The sequence below is a fragment of the Xenorhabdus bovienii genome (assembly GCF_024721015.1).
GTDB lineage: Bacteria > Pseudomonadota > Gammaproteobacteria > Enterobacterales > Enterobacteriaceae > Xenorhabdus > Xenorhabdus bovienii.
Map to the genome: position 1 here is coordinate 1 of NZ_JANAIF010000016.1, position 13825 is coordinate 13825.

The 13825-nt window shown below is 40.1% G+C and carries 13 protein-coding genes and 2 pseudogenes; 7 read left to right on the top strand and 8 right to left on the bottom strand.

From position 1 onward, the window contains the following. Nucleotides 1-153: 153 nt before the first annotated feature. Nucleotides 154-616: pseudogene (locus tag NXS07_RS06340) on the top strand (transposase family protein); the annotation flags it as partial. Between the two features lie 160 nt (nucleotides 617-776). On the opposite strand, the gene NXS07_RS06345 reads toward NXS07_RS06340, so the two are convergent. From NXS07_RS06345 to NXS07_RS06355, 3 genes are all read right to left on the bottom strand, one after another. After that, entirely contained in the window at nucleotides 777-941 is a 165-nt protein-coding gene (locus tag NXS07_RS06345; RefSeq protein WP_080717828.1) for a GrpB family protein, read from the bottom strand. A 259-nt stretch (nucleotides 942-1200) separates the two neighbouring features. Then, nucleotides 1201-2040 (bottom strand): SMP-30/gluconolactonase/LRE family protein, encoded by an 840-nt coding sequence (locus tag NXS07_RS06350; RefSeq protein WP_038224808.1) that lies wholly within the window; start codon nucleotides 2038-2040, stop codon nucleotides 1201-1203. 273 nt (nucleotides 2041-2313) lie between these two features. After that, on the bottom strand, nucleotides 2314-3090 hold the full coding sequence (locus NXS07_RS06355; RefSeq protein ID WP_051863127.1) for an APH(3') family aminoglycoside O-phosphotransferase: 777 nt from the start codon (nucleotides 3088-3090) through the stop codon (nucleotides 2314-2316). Between the two features lie 197 nt (nucleotides 3091-3287). Here NXS07_RS06355 and ydfG point away from each other — a divergent pair, with 197 nt between their 5' ends. From ydfG to NXS07_RS06370, 3 genes are all read left to right on the top strand, one after another. Next, the gene (gene ydfG, locus NXS07_RS06360) at nucleotides 3288-4037 is read left to right on the top strand and encodes a bifunctional NADP-dependent 3-hydroxy acid dehydrogenase/3-hydroxypropionate dehydrogenase YdfG (RefSeq protein WP_038202704.1); all 750 of its coding nucleotides are present in this window, start codon (nucleotides 3288-3290) and stop codon (nucleotides 4035-4037) included. 122 nt (nucleotides 4038-4159) lie between these two features. Beyond that, nucleotides 4160-4522, top strand: coding sequence for a DUF1283 family protein (locus NXS07_RS06365; protein ID WP_038202705.1), 363 nt, complete (start codon nucleotides 4160-4162; stop codon nucleotides 4520-4522). Nucleotides 4523-4557: 35 nt separating this feature from the next. Then, complete coding sequence (locus NXS07_RS06370; protein ID WP_196243613.1) at nucleotides 4558-4857, top strand: DUF1161 domain-containing protein; 300 nt, start codon at nucleotides 4558-4560, stop codon at nucleotides 4855-4857. Between the two features lie 52 nt (nucleotides 4858-4909). Here NXS07_RS06370 and bioD read toward each other — a convergent pair whose 3' ends face one another. The 3 genes and pseudogenes from bioD to NXS07_RS06385 all read right to left on the bottom strand — a co-directional run. Then, nucleotides 4910-5578, bottom strand: coding sequence for a dethiobiotin synthase (gene bioD / locus NXS07_RS06375; protein WP_038196485.1), 669 nt, complete (start codon nucleotides 5576-5578; stop codon nucleotides 4910-4912). A gap of 119 nt (nucleotides 5579-5697) precedes the next feature. After that, complete coding sequence (gene mlc / locus NXS07_RS06380; RefSeq protein WP_258086390.1) at nucleotides 5698-6897, bottom strand: sugar metabolism global transcriptional regulator Mlc; 1200 nt, start codon at nucleotides 6895-6897, stop codon at nucleotides 5698-5700. 131 nt (nucleotides 6898-7028) lie between these two features. After that, a pseudogene (locus NXS07_RS06385) lies at nucleotides 7029-7694 on the bottom strand (LysR family substrate-binding domain-containing protein); the annotation flags it as partial. A gap of 82 nt (nucleotides 7695-7776) precedes the next feature. Between NXS07_RS06385 and NXS07_RS06390 the strand changes: the two are divergent. Next, nucleotides 7777-9045, top strand: coding sequence for an MFS transporter (locus NXS07_RS06390; protein ID WP_438818378.1), 1269 nt, complete (start codon nucleotides 7777-7779; stop codon nucleotides 9043-9045). A 95-nt stretch (nucleotides 9046-9140) separates the two neighbouring features. On the opposite strand, the gene NXS07_RS06395 is transcribed toward NXS07_RS06390, so the two are convergent. After that, entirely contained in the window at nucleotides 9141-9773 is a 633-nt protein-coding gene (locus tag NXS07_RS06395; protein ID WP_258086391.1) for a helix-turn-helix domain-containing protein, read from the bottom strand. 294 nt (nucleotides 9774-10067) lie between these two features. On the opposite strand from NXS07_RS06395, the gene tus reads away from it, so the two are divergent. Beyond that, entirely contained in the window at nucleotides 10068-10994 is a 927-nt protein-coding gene (tus, locus tag NXS07_RS06400; protein ID WP_046336680.1) for a DNA replication terminus site-binding protein, read from the top strand. Between the two features lie 72 nt (nucleotides 10995-11066). Here tus and fumC read toward each other — a convergent pair whose 3' ends face one another. Continuing rightward, nucleotides 11067-12461, bottom strand: coding sequence for a class II fumarate hydratase (gene fumC / locus NXS07_RS06405; protein WP_038202717.1), 1395 nt, complete (start codon nucleotides 12459-12461; stop codon nucleotides 11067-11069). Between the two features lie 174 nt (nucleotides 12462-12635). On the opposite strand from fumC, the gene manA reads away from it, so the two are divergent. Beyond that, nucleotides 12636-13814 carry a mannose-6-phosphate isomerase gene (gene manA / locus NXS07_RS06410; protein WP_046336679.1) on the top strand — a complete coding sequence of 393 codons (1179 nt, stop codon included), beginning with the start codon at nucleotides 12636-12638 and terminating at the stop codon, nucleotides 13812-13814. Nucleotides 13815-13825: the final 11 nt, after the last annotated feature.

The following is a 13825-nucleotide window of genomic DNA, read 5'->3' on the forward strand; positions in this document are numbered from 1 at the left end:
GATTTTCGCCATTGATCAGATCGTAAAAATCGGACTGAGTTCCCTCAAGTGATCTACTATTTTGAATTCTTATTTAGCAGCCTAGCAATTAAACATAACGCGGTTCGAGATTGTGCGAACTAAGGTTGTAATGTCCGCTCTGGGCTAAGTTAAGATGACGCAACTAGTCGCTTAATGCAATTACGGTTTGTCAAATCGGAATAGACGTTTACCTACTTTGAAGCGACACGAGGATATTTGGAAAAATACGGTATCATGTTGAGGAACTTTGGCAAAACGGCGGTTGTAATCATCCATAAAATCTTCAGCAAAAGCATTGGCATCAAACCACTTTCTTTGTATAGTGATAAAGCCAGTGTTTTTCAGGTCAACAATAAAAATGCGACTAAAGGTGATGGTTACACTCAATTTGGGCGAGCCATGTATGAATTAAACATTCAAACAATATGCGCAGAGACCAGTTCAGCTAAAGGTCGTGTAGAACGCGCTCACTTAACACTTCTTAATTGAAGATAGTGAAATCAGTCGTAAAGCAATCGGAAAATACATTGATGTTTGGCACTATCCTGATGGTCGAAAAGAACTCCGATTAAACGGTGTTATTCTTCCCTACTCTAATTAACCACACTTCAAGCTCGCTCAGAAGAAATATTTGGCTGTGGATCTTAAGGATAATGTGGCACTTTCATTGATTCTCATTGGGGGATAGTTCCTTTAAAGCCAGCTTTTCATGTAAGAGAATGAATTCGCTTTTTAGCTGACAATAGATTTCTGAGCTATTCCCAAATTGGCTTGGCTGCTAGCCCAGGTACTGAGGTACTTCCAATATGATGCACAAATAATATCTCCTCCGGAAAAGCATCTTTAAGATTAACCATTTCATCATTATATGCATTCACCCAATGTGAATTATATGGCTCAATAGTAATTACTCTTGACATTATTACTCCTTATCAACCTGCATTAAGAGAAAGCGTTAAATAATCCACGACATCCTAAATATATAAAGGATGTTTGTGGACATTTCAACTTTGCTGAGAGGCGGACATCTCTACTTAGCCTTGACAGTGTAGTTAGGGGATCCTAATTCACTTAACGAAGAAAAACATGATGAGCGACAGCAGAAAATTTACGGCGAAGCTGATCTGGTAAAAATCGGTTAGTCGTACAAGTATTAAGTTTACTTGGTTATCTTGGTTATTACCAACGAAACGAGGCTCGATATAATGATGTTGTTGCCGTAATATACAACTGGTCACCATTAATGCCGCCAAAAGTACAATTGGATGTTCGTTCAGGCACTGCAATTTTATGTATTTTCTTGCCAAATTTATTAAAAATTAAAATTCCATCTAAACAACTGCAATAGATATTGCCGAATTTATCAACACAAAAGCCATCTGGAAATCTAGGAGATACAGTAACAAAATGTTTGCCTGCTCCTAAGGTTTTACCTTGTACTGGATAGATACGAAGCTCATGTCTTCCATGCAAAGGGAAATCAGCAATAGACATGTCTGCAACGTATAACCATTTTTCATCTGGAGAAAATGCCAGCCCATTTGGGCGTTGAACATCACTGGTTGCAATGGAGATTTTGTTATCATTTGGAGCGTAACAATATACATAGCATCCAATAATCTGGCTTTCTGATTTATACCCCTCCTCATCACTAATAATTCCATAAGGGGGATCGGTAAACCAAATCGTTCCGTCAGAACGCACAACGACATCATTGGGGGAATTGAATCTTTTGCCATCTATTTTGTCAACCAGCATGATGACGCTGCCATCTTTTTCTGTCCGAGAAATTCCCCGCCTACCATGCTCGCAACTAACCACCCTTTCTTCATTGTCCAGCGCATTCCCATTGACATAGTTAGAATTTTGCCGCCATAAACTGACATTATCTCCTTCTGACCAGCGGAACATCTGATTTCCTTTCACGTCACTGAAAATAATGGCATTTTCACTTGGGAGCCAAACAGGGTCTTCTGCCCAGATGGCTGGAGAACAAAGTTTTTCTAAATTTATTTTCATCGTCAGTGATACCTTCCACTATTTTCTGGAATCATAGTAATCAATTATGAACTTATATTCATTTTCATTTTTTATTCGTTGCTACTAAATATTCCATCAGTTTTGTATAATTCGCCCTTCTCTTTTTTAGCCCATACGAAGTTTCTTTTATCGTAAGAGATACTTACGATGACAGTTTACTAGCTAGCTTCTACCCGTTTTATTAACGAAGCTAATTGACTAAAAATCATTCAGGGTATATTAAATAGATTATCTGAAGGTCTGACGGTTTAATTAGAACAGTTCATCTAACAGTTCGTAATACTCCCGTTTAGTGGGATTATCAGGTTGTTTTAGTGAAGTAATAAAATCAGTTGCCACTGTGTCCGAAACTTCTTCACGTAAGTTACGGTGGATGAAAGCAATATCCATCCAGCGATCAGCGAATCCTCCACGACCAAAATCAATGAAATATAGCTCATCGTGACTATCGACAAATATATTACTATCACCAAGATCACCGTGAGTGAATACGAGTTCTTCAGTAGGTTTGGTCGTATGTAAGTGCTCTAACACATCTTCCGGCAAGATTAATTTTGGCCATCGTTTTAGATCATAATCATCTGCAGTCAAATTGTTTACTAACAGATACTCTAGCTCCTGTAAACGAAAGGAAATACTTGCATCAAAAGGACACTCGCTGATGGGAACCGTCTGCACTTGCCGTAACGCCTCACTGAATAACTCGGTCACCGACCGTTGTGCATCAATTAAAGCGTATAATGGTTTTCCTGGAATACAACGCGTTATCATGCATTCACAATCTTCGTTTTGCGCAACCACCACTACTTCAGGAACATTTAATCGTTCATCCAGCCATTTCAGAATTCGAGCCTCTCGTAACACACTGAAAGTTGTGGGAGCATAGATTGCAGGAGAAACTTTGACAAAAAAACGATCGTTTCCCCGATTAAAAGAATAGACCTCACAGGGGGATTCACCGATATCGTCACGGATCAGTAGAGAGCCATCAATAAAACGGGTAACAACTGGCGGTAGTTTCAATGGCATGATAGGGATTCCTCTATAGTTGCAGAGTTTCAGGATTTTTGTCATTGTTAATCTGACACTTATATTAATGAGTAAAAAATAACACTTAAAAAACACAATGTTAATAGTGGATAAAGAATTCATTCTTGACTAATGATAAAGAACTTTTTCTACTGATATGAAATTAATGATAACAATTGGTAACGAAGAGGATGACTATGATTGTTTTTGTGACAGGGGCAACTTCCGGTTTTGGTGAAGCTATTGTGCGGAAATTCATTAAACATGGTTCCGTAGTCATTGCTACGGGGCGCAGGAAGGAACGATTGGACAGGTTAAAAGCCGAATTAGGCGAAAGCTTTCACCCCATTCAACTTGATGTGAGAGATCGTAACGCAATAGAGAAAGTTGTACAGGAACTGCCTGATGCACTTCTAAATGTTGATGTGTTAGTTAATAATGCTGGGTTAGCATTAGGGCTAGAACCTGCCCATCAAGCAAACCCAGATGATTGGGAAACAATGATTGATACCAATACGAAAGGGTTGGTGAACATGACACGCGCCCTGCTGCCTAATATGGTACAAATCAATCATGGGCACGTTATCAATATTGGTTCCACGGCAGCAAACTGGCCATATGCCGGCGGTAATGTATACGGTGCGACTAAAGCATTTGTTAAGCAGTTCAGCTTAGGATTACGGGCTGATTTACAAGGCAAGAATATTAGAGTGACAGATATTGAACCTGGGCTTGTTGGCGGAACAGAGTTTTCTCAAGTACGCTTTAAAGGTAATGATGAAAAAGTCAACAAAACTTACGACGGTGCTGAGGCTCTCACTCCTGATGATATCGCAGAGGCCGTGTTTTGGGTTGCGACCCTGCCTTCTCGCGTCAATATCAATACATTGGAAATGATGCCAGTTTGCCAGTCATTTGCAGGCTTAAGTGTGCATAGAAATCCGTAATTGTCTTTTGATGAACTGTTAACTTTATAAGTGTTATTTTTACCCCAAATACAAATTGTGTTCAAAATACACTATTATTCTGGGGTAACTTCAATTGATAGTTTTGTGAAAGAGGTTTAAATATGAATGTCCATAATTCTTTGATAGCTAAGACTGTTTCTACGATTGTTCTGTTGTTGCCATTATTGTGGCAAACTCCAGCATTTTCTGCGCCTTGTACATCGAGTAGTACTTGCGTAACCATCAATGGGGGTGGTGAGAATTCGATGAGCAAAGAAATGGCTCGTCAACAAAAAGAAGAATGGAATGAACAGGGAAGCCTTCGCAAAAAAATTAACAAACGTGAAGAAAAACAGTTTGATAAGTATGAGGTGGACGTTGATAATCGAGATGCCTGTTTGAAAAGCACCAACGTGAATGCTTATTGGGAACCCAATACAAAACGTTGTCTGGATCTCAATACAGGTCTTCCGATCAAACCCTGATAGACCAAACACCGACATCAATAAATAAGGAGATGATGGTGAAAAAGATCCTACTGACTGGTGCCTTGTTTTTTGCGCTTGCTCCCTTTGCAGTACAAGCCTCACAAAAGACAACATGTGAAAGCCTGAAAGAAATAATTTCTCAAAAGATCATTGATAATCATGTCTCTAAAGAAGATTTCAGGCTTGAAGTTGTCCCTAATGATCAAGTTGTAGAAGGCACTGGGAAAGTTGTCGGTAGCTGTGATTATGGAAAACAGAAAATTGTCTATATCCGTCTTTCCCACACTACAGGTTCTCACGCTACTAGCGATGCAAAAGAAGCTCAAAAATGAGAACTTATTAAAATTAAACTGGGGAGCACGTTTAGCTCCCCTTTTCTAATGATTAGTTATCAAACTTGGATATTGCTGAAATATCCAAATAGCAAGATAAATCTCTTTCTTCTGGCCTTAAAAGATAAGGAATTTCGCCAAGTTGTGGTGCCGGTATATGATACCGTAACCTATCCAGCGTTTTGGCATAGTGCGCCAGCCCAGGGTTAATGCGGTTAGCTATCCAGCCAATCAGTGGTACACCATCATTGATAATGGATTGAGCGGTCAGGATGGCATGACTGACGCATCCCGCCTGAATCCCTACCACTAAAATAACAGGCAGCTTTTCTTGCACCACCCAGTCTGAGTAGAATGAGTCATCTTGTAGCAAGATACGCCAGCCACCATTACCTTCGATAATCACACGATCGGCTTTTTGGCTTAAATTTTTCAGGCTTTTTGTCATTTGAACAAAGTTAATCTGGTTCCCTTCTTCATAATTGCTTTCCCAAATAATAGGATTAATCTCTTCATAAGTGACTTGAACCGGTGAAGATTTATGTATGACTAAGGCATCATGATTACGTATTCCCTCCGGTGTTTCTCGTTTCTCTGTCGCGATGGGTTTATATCCCACTGCGGTTGTTCCTTCACGATTAAAGATTTGCAGTAATGCACGGGTAACAACTGTTTTACCGATGTTGGTATCCGTGCCTGTAACAAATAAGCGCGTTAACATAAATTCATTTTTCCATAATGACAGATAGACTGGTTACTCTTTATAGCGAGCAGGCTTAAAGTTTAGGGGATGTGTTTGAGATAGGGATTGCGTTAGCGCAATGTTTTGCCTGATGTGCTCTATCCTTGCATGAGTTCGATCAGCAACTCACCACTATATAGAGATTGTTTAATCAATGATGCCGCTGGCAGTGTCCCGGTATTGTCAAATCGGGTGGCAACAATATTAACCTGTTGGCTATAGCCAGGGAGAGAAAGTTGGGCTATCTGCTGTTGAATGGCAGGATAGAGAATGTTCTGTGCGCCGTTCAGTGGGGAACCGATCAAGATTTTCTCTGGGTTAAATATATTAACCATAATTGCCATGATGCGCCCGATTCGTTCTCCGACATCATGGATGATGTTTGTTGCCAGAAGATCGCCTTGATTCGCAGCCTGACAAAGTGAATCAATTGTCAGTGGTGATATTGAATAAAGTAGCGAGTCAGGATGGCTTTCTGCCAGGCGATGAGCTTTCACCAAGATGTTTTTTATTCCGACAACGGTTTCCAGACAACCTGTATTACCACAATAACAATGTTCACCATCAGGATCGACTTGAGTATGTCCTATTTCCACAACGCTATGGTTTCCAGCATGAAGCATCTGTCCCGCTGTCATAACCCCTGCTCCTACATTATCGTCAATGACGATCTGGATAAGGTTCTGACAGTTTTCCCCCGCGCCATATAAAGATTCCGCGATTGTCCATGCTGTGATGCCGTGTTGCAGAAACGTCGGTAACCCAGTACGCTGATGCAAGAATGTGCCAAGTGGGATATCTTGAATATCATAATACGGCGAACTGTGAATAATCGCATTGGTGGTAATACTAATGGCCGTCAGGCGTTCAAGACAAGATTGATGCCGAAAGAAGAAATCATCAATTTCATCAACGATACAATCCAGAAAAGATTGATTAAGGGAAAATGAGAACGGTAGCTCTTCTTCAACCCTCAAGTTATTGCTTAAATCACGAAGACCAAAGACAACACTTTCTTTGTTAATGCGTATGCATAGGAATTGCCACCCTTTACTATCGATTTTCAACCCTACAGCGGGACGCCCTCGAAAACTCAGATCGGGAAATTCGGCTTCTTTCACCAGATGAGCATCAATCAGTTCCCGTGTAATCTTTGTAATACTTGCGGGAGCCAGTTGAGATTTTTTGGAAAGTGCGATACGTGAGATTGGACCATATTGATCAATTAACCGATAAACCAGACCGATATTGGTCTGTTTAATCTGGTCAACGTGACTTGGCTGAATATCAACACTCACTTCGCCTCCCGTTATTTAATTTGTGCCTCTAAATAATGAGTAACGATTATGTCCTTGTTTAAATTAGAAGATATCCGTTTACAGTAGAAATGTGATCGTTCACACGAACTTCTCGTGATTATTACGTGTAATTAACAACTTTCATCAACAATATTTGAAATTAAGAGATTGGTTAATCGGTCTACTGCCGCGATATTCTGTCGATTCTTGTGATTGACTAACCAGACTTCGGAGCAGGCAGGAGCATTTGCTAAATGGAGATATTGAACACCATCGATTTTCATCCGAGTAAATGATTCCGTTATTATACTGATCCCTAACCCCGCAGCGACTAATCCAAGTATTGTCATCGCTTCCCCCGCTTCCTGTGAAATCATAGGGGTGACTCCTGCATTAGCCAGCAGAGAGATAATTTCATCATACAAGGCTGTTCCTACATCACGCTCAAAAAATACGAGTGGATAGCCAGATAACATTTCCAAGCTGATACCTTCGTTAGCATAATTCAGCAGGGGATGCCCATCATATACCGCTAGCATAAAGCGTTCGCGGAAAAGTAATCGATGCTCTAAGTTATCAGGCAATAACGTATTACGCATGACCCCGATATCAATTCTACCTGTCTGCAAAGGTGCTATTTGCTGCTTGGTGTTCATTTGATGCATATGAATGGCCACGTCAGGATAACGTTCACGGAATTGACGTAAACTGAGAGTGACCTTACGCATGAAAGGTGTGGTGGATGTAAAACCGATGGATATCTCTCCCAGTTCACCCTGCTGCATTCTGGCGGCTTTAATTAGACAAAATATTCATGAGTTCCTATTCTTGATCAAAATCAAGTCGCTAGCATTTTTTTACATAAATTAAGGAAGTAACGTGAATACAGCCCCAAGCGTCGGTGAAGAATCAGCAGTTCCTGACGTTGAAAGTGATGTTGAAATCAATCGACGACATGAAAATGAACAGCGCTATATTCAACGAGATGATGCCGTATATCTTCGAGTTACCCTATCTTTCTTTGCTGTAGGATTAGCAACTTTTGCGTTACTTTACTTTGTTCAGCCTATATTACCCATCTTATCAGAGGAATTTAATGTCTCCCCAGCAAGCAGCAGCTTGGCACTATCTCTATCCACCGGTATGTTATCTCTTGGTTTATTGATAACAGGTCCTTTATCAGATGCTCTTGGTCGTAAAAATGTCATGGTAATATCACTGGCTGCTGCTGCCATTTTTACACTCTTAAGTACAATAGTAACGAGCTGGAACGGGCTTTTGGTTGTCCGCGCACTGATTGGGTTGTCATTAAGTGGTGTTGCCGCTGTTGCAATGACCTATTTAAGCGAAGAAATCCATCCCAGTTATGTTGCGTTGTCTATCGGGCTTTACGTCAGTGGAAATTCATTGGGAGGAATGAGTGGGCGTTTGATTACAGGTATGATTGCGGATCATTTTCCTTGGCGGTTTGCTGTCATTTTACTGGGTTCATTTGCACTAATTGCAGCTATCGCATTTTGGAAAATGTTACCACCCTCTAAAAATTTTAGATCAAGTTCATTAAAACCCAATACCTTGTTTATCAACCTGAAACTGCATTTTCGTGACCAAGGCCTACCTTTATTGTTTGCTGAAGCCTTCTTATTAATGGGCTGTTTTGTCACTATGTTTAACTATATTGGTTATCGGCTATTGGGTGCACCTTACCATTTCAACCAAACTATTATTGGATTATTGTCGATAGTCTACTTAACTGGAACTTACAGTGCGACAAAAGCCGGTGCTTTGACAAATAAACATGGGCATGGAAAGGTGCTGCTGGTTGCGATCAGCATGATGTTGATTGGCGGTTTCATTACAATATGTTCTTCCATCTGGGCAATTATGCTTGGCATGATGGTACTAACTACGGGATTTTTCGCTGCTCATTCGGTTGCTAGTGGATGGGTCGGATGTCGAGCTAAACGAGCCAAAGCGCAAGCCTCATCCCTTTATTTATTCTGCTATTACGCAGGCTCTAGCGTTGCTGGAACATTAGGTGGCATATTTTGGCTGAATTTTCAATGGAATGGTGTAGCCATATTTATGTCATTATTAACAATAATCGCACTGTATTTAGGTTTAAAACTCAACAAATTTGAAAAATGATAAAATAAAACCGCCGGTATCCATAAATATATTCCGGCAATTTTTACCAGATAAAGTTTAATATCATTAAATTGTTTGTTTTTCACCCTTTCACTTTAATAATAAGAATGAATCGGCAATGAATTAATTTTTACTAAATGCCCATCAATCATTTCAATATAATTTTCTCTTTTCAACGACGATAATACACGTTGTATACAGCTGCGTGAAAGCGTACATCTTTGTTCTATATATTTGATAACAGATGTGTTTTCATGAAATTCAGCAGGTAGAGTTATAAGTCGGGATAATAGACTGCACACAACTTCTTTGGCTCCAGGACGAAAAATACTGACATCTCTTGCATATAAAAAAGCCATCTTGTATGAAATTATCCTCATCCATTCTCTATAAAGATCATGTTTTTTTATAGCATTCAAAGCATTAATACGAGGGAGTTGATATAGTCTGCAATGAGGGCCAAGTTCAATGGAATAATAGACATCAGAGCCAGAATAGAAAGATAATCCTATAATATAAGGTGAAAAAACCGTTGCAATGATTAAACCGTCATCTATTCTTCGTATATTTACATACCCTTGCTGCAATAAAAAAAATTTAGCGAATTCATTTTCAACTTTAAGCAATTTACCTTGTGTCGATAAATCAGAAGCAATTAATTCAGAATACGGTAATAATGTATCAACCACCTTTTCAAAGGAATTCACTGGCTTGACTAATTTTTTCATCTTAAACAACCTTGGTGCTGTGTTTGGCCCCACTCTATCAACGATATAAAGTGAACAATTTTTCTTATACTTATTACATAAATACTTATTGAAACTTGTTAGATAATCAGTAATTCCTTTTTTGATTTTTATCACAATAGTGAAATGTTTCGCAACAGACGTTTTTCTTTTTGTTGCTTATTGGGCTTTTTTTTGTATTTTGTTGAGGATTTACTCCATTTGTGGTTATACTAATTAGTATGTTGTAACTAAATATAAATGAAAAAGCCACATCATTTATCGCTGAGAGTCCTTATGAATAAATACTTTTCAATAGAATCACTTACGTCCAGCTTCAAAAAACAGGAAGAAAAATTGGCTGAACTAGTTGGATTATTGATGAACTACCCGCTCATTGATGCGCGGGTGTTTGAATTGCCTCAAATTGAAAAAGGCGAAGAACATGAGCAGATTACTGAAATTGCGGTCAACCCATTACAGGGAAATGACGCTCTCAACTTAGGGCTACATTTCTACCAAAAGCTATTCATACACCATAACCACCCCAATATCAGCAGCAAAGCTGCAAGTCGGTTACCTGGTGCGTTATGTTTTGCTGTTAGCCACCAGCAATATAAAACAGCGATGAACGTTATCAATGAAGTTAACCAGCTTAAGGCCGAACTGGAAAATATCGTAACCAAAGAGTCAGGCGTCAGCAAAGAACAAAGATTTGAATTTGTCCATGATCATCTACGCGGTTTAATTACCCTGAATGCTTACCGCACTATTACTCCCCTCGTGAATCCAGACTCTATCAATTTTGGTTGGGCGAATAAAAACATCATTAATAAAGTCACCAAACAACAAGTTCTTGAACAGTTGGAAAAAAGTTATAATTCTGGACGAGCGGTTCCTCCCTACTCTAGCGATCAATGGGCTGCATTGGTTGCATTAGAAATTACGGATATTAAGAAATTACCTGATGATACGATATTGAAAATAAAAAGGCCTGTCAAAGTTCAGCCCATTACCCGTGTTTGGTATTCAGAACTACAAAAACAGGTGCAATATGCCTGTCCATTGCCAATTATTTCTTTTTATACAGACGATTGCGAAATAAAACCGAAGATAGGTACATTATCAAATTATAATGCCAATGCCATCAAGCACCGATATAAACCCAAAGCCAAACCACTTGAATTAGTTATCCCACGCTTACATCTTTATCGGGAAATATAAAGCAAAAAACCGGGGGATTTCTCCTCCGGTTTATATCGTCAATGACTTAATTTTGTCACTGGATAGTCAGAATTACTTCATGCTACCAACCATATCTTCTGGACGAACCCATGCGTCAAATTCAGCATCGGTCAAATAACCCAGTTGCATCGCTGACTGCTTCAGCGTCAGACCATCTTTATGTGCTTTTTTAGCAATCTCTGCGGCCTTATCATAACCAATATGGGTATTCAAAGCCGTTACCAGCATCAGAGATTCGTTCAGCAATTGAGTAATACGATCACGGTTAGGTTCAATACCAACAGCACAATGCTCATTGAAACTACGCATACCATCCGCTAACAAGCGAATTGATTGCAGGAAGTTATCGATCACCATCGGACGGAATACGTTCAGCTCAAAGTTACCAGATGCTCCGCCAATGTTAATTGCCACATCGTTACCCATCACTTGTGCACACAGCATCGTCATGGCTTCGCACTGAGTCGGATTCACTTTACCCGGCATAATTGAGCTACCTGGCTCATTTTCAGGAATGGAAATTTCACCAATACCACAACGAGGACCAGAAGCTAACCAGCGAACATCATTAGCAATTTTCATCAGAGATGCAGCCAGACCTTTCAATGATCCATGTGAATGAACTAATGCATCACAAGTTGCCAGTGCTTCAAATTTATTTGGGGAAGTAACGAAAGGTTGGCCAGATAATTCAGCGATTTTCTTCGCAACGCGAACGGCATATTCAGGGTGCGTATTCAGGCCAGTTCCTACCGCTGTACCGCCCAATGCCAATTCACATACGTGAGGAATGCTATCTTCAATATGTTTCAGGTTATGAGTCAGCATTGCCGCCCAACCAGATATTTCCTGACCCAGAGTCAGAGGAGTCGCATCTTGCAGGTGAGTACGACCAATTTTTACGATATCTTTAAATGCTGCCGCTTTATCTGCCAGTGTTTTTTGTAATGCTTTCAACTCAGGCAATAGCTGCTCACTCAATCCAATAACTGCTGCAACATGCATGGCTGTTGGAAAAACGTCATTGGAACTTTGGCTTTTGTTAACATCATCATTGGGATGAATCAGACGTTCATTACCCCTCTGACCGCCAAGGATCTCACTACCACGGTTCGCCAACACTTCATTCATATTCATGTTGCTTTGAGTTCCCGAACCAGTCTGCCAGATAGCAAGAGGGAACTCTGTTGGGTGTTTGCCTTCCAATACCTCTTTCGCCGCAGCAATAATTGCATCACTACGTTCTTTAGGCAAAAGGCCCAGATCCATATTGACACTGGCCGCAGCCTGTTTAGTCAATGCAAGAGCATGAATCAGCGCAACAGGCATTTTTTCCTGAGAAATGCGGAAATGCTCCAGTGAGCGCTGAGTTTGCGCTCCCCATAATTGGTCAGCAGGTACTTCAATAGGTCCCATTGAGTCTTTTTCAATGCGAGTGGCTGCCATTACTATCTCCTTAGCACACAGAATAATTGAATACGCCGGATCAAAATTTGCAGATAAATTAGTCGGCATTTTATTATCATGCCATAAATTTATTATCCATAATGCGACCTGATCGTGTTTATTGTATTGTTGTCATATAAATAAGTTTATTTTTTTATTATAGGGAGTCTTGCCATGCTGAAAATGACCAACCAGATCCAACATTATGACTGGGGAAGTAAAACCGCCCTGACGGACATCTACGGTATTAAGAATCCAAATAATCAGCCAATGGCAGAACTATGGATGGGCGCACATCCGAAATGCAGTTCTCAGGTCACGGATCCCAAAACAGGTGAGACCATAACGTTGAATGCACTGATAGCCCAAGAGCCAGAAAAATATCTGGGGGAAAAAGTGGTTGAACAATTCCAGCGGTTACCGTTCTTGTTCAAGGTATTATGCGCAGCCCAGCCACTTTCCATTCAAGTACATCCGGACAAATCATCGGCAGAAACAGGATTTGACAGAGAAAATGCAGCTGGTATTCCTTTAAATTCACCCCAGCGCAACTACAAAGATGATAATCATAAGCCTGAATTGGTGTATGCTCTGACTCCGTTTAAGGCAATGAATGCCTTTCGGCCTTTATCAGACATTGCTCAATTACTTGGCCATGTTTCTGCCGCACATCCCGATATTCAGGTATTTATCCAGAACCCGACTGAATCGTATCTATCGTTTCTCTTTTCCCAGTTGCTGACTATGCAAGGCGAACAAAAACGTTTGGCGATCGCCGTTTTGAAATCAGTGCTGAACAATCGAGAGGGAGAACCTTGGGATACCATCAGAAAAGTGACTGCCTTCTATCCCGATGATAATGGTTTATTTACCCCCCTACTGCTTAATATAGTTGAACTGAAACCAGGCCAGGCTATGTTTCTCTATGCCCGTACACCTCACGCTTATCTCGAAGGTGTAGCCTTAGAAGTCATGGCCAATTCAGACAATGTTCTGCGCGCCGGCTTAACCAGCAAACATATTGATGTTGCCGAGTTAATGGCTAATCTGGATTTTGTTTCCAAACCCGCCGATACTCTACTGACTCTCCCAAAACAGGAAAAAGATGCTCTGAATTACCCTGTTCCTGTCAATGATTTTTACTTTTCTGTTTATGATGTTTCAGAACAGCCAATAACACTGAAAAATGATTCTGCTTCGGTTCTATTTTGCTTTGAAGGTCAAATAATTATCAGTTCGGATGAACAGCAACAGCAATTGAGATTATTCTCAGGTGAATCAGTTTTCTTATCTGCTATAGAAAAAAACTTGACTGTTCATGGTAATGGGAAAATTGCTAAAGTATCTAATTAGTGAGTTTAGAC

What these genes read in the sequence shown, in the direction of transcription:
- NXS07_RS06345 (WP_080717828.1), bottom strand. Translation starts at nt 941, where the DNA reads ATGTCAAGAGTAATTACTATTGAGCCATATAATTCACATTGGGTGAAT.
- NXS07_RS06350 (WP_038224808.1), bottom strand. Translation starts at nt 2,040, where the DNA reads ATGAAAATAAATTTAGAAAAACTTTGTTCTCCAGCCATCTGGGCAGAA.
- NXS07_RS06355 (WP_051863127.1), bottom strand. Translation starts at nt 3,090, where the DNA reads ATGCCATTGAAACTACCGCCAGTTGTTACCCGTTTTATTGATGGCTCT.
- ydfG (WP_038202704.1), top strand. Translation starts at nt 3,288, where the DNA reads ATGATTGTTTTTGTGACAGGGGCAACTTCCGGTTTTGGTGAAGCTATT.
- NXS07_RS06365 (WP_038202705.1), top strand. Translation starts at nt 4,160, where the DNA reads ATGAATGTCCATAATTCTTTGATAGCTAAGACTGTTTCTACGATTGTT.
- NXS07_RS06370 (WP_196243613.1), top strand. Translation starts at nt 4,558, where the DNA reads ATGGTGAAAAAGATCCTACTGACTGGTGCCTTGTTTTTTGCGCTTGCT.
- bioD (WP_038196485.1), bottom strand. Translation starts at nt 5,578, where the DNA reads ATGTTAACGCGCTTATTTGTTACAGGCACGGATACCAACATCGGTAAA.
- NXS07_RS06395 (WP_258086391.1), bottom strand. Translation starts at nt 9,773, where the DNA reads ATGAAAAAATTAGTCAAGCCAGTGAATTCCTTTGAAAAGGTGGTTGAT.
- tus (WP_046336680.1), top strand. Translation starts at nt 10,068, where the DNA reads ATGAATAAATACTTTTCAATAGAATCACTTACGTCCAGCTTCAAAAAA.
- fumC (WP_038202717.1), bottom strand. Translation starts at nt 12,461, where the DNA reads ATGGCAGCCACTCGCATTGAAAAAGACTCAATGGGACCTATTGAAGTA.
- manA (WP_046336679.1), top strand. Translation starts at nt 12,636, where the DNA reads ATGCTGAAAATGACCAACCAGATCCAACATTATGACTGGGGAAGTAAA.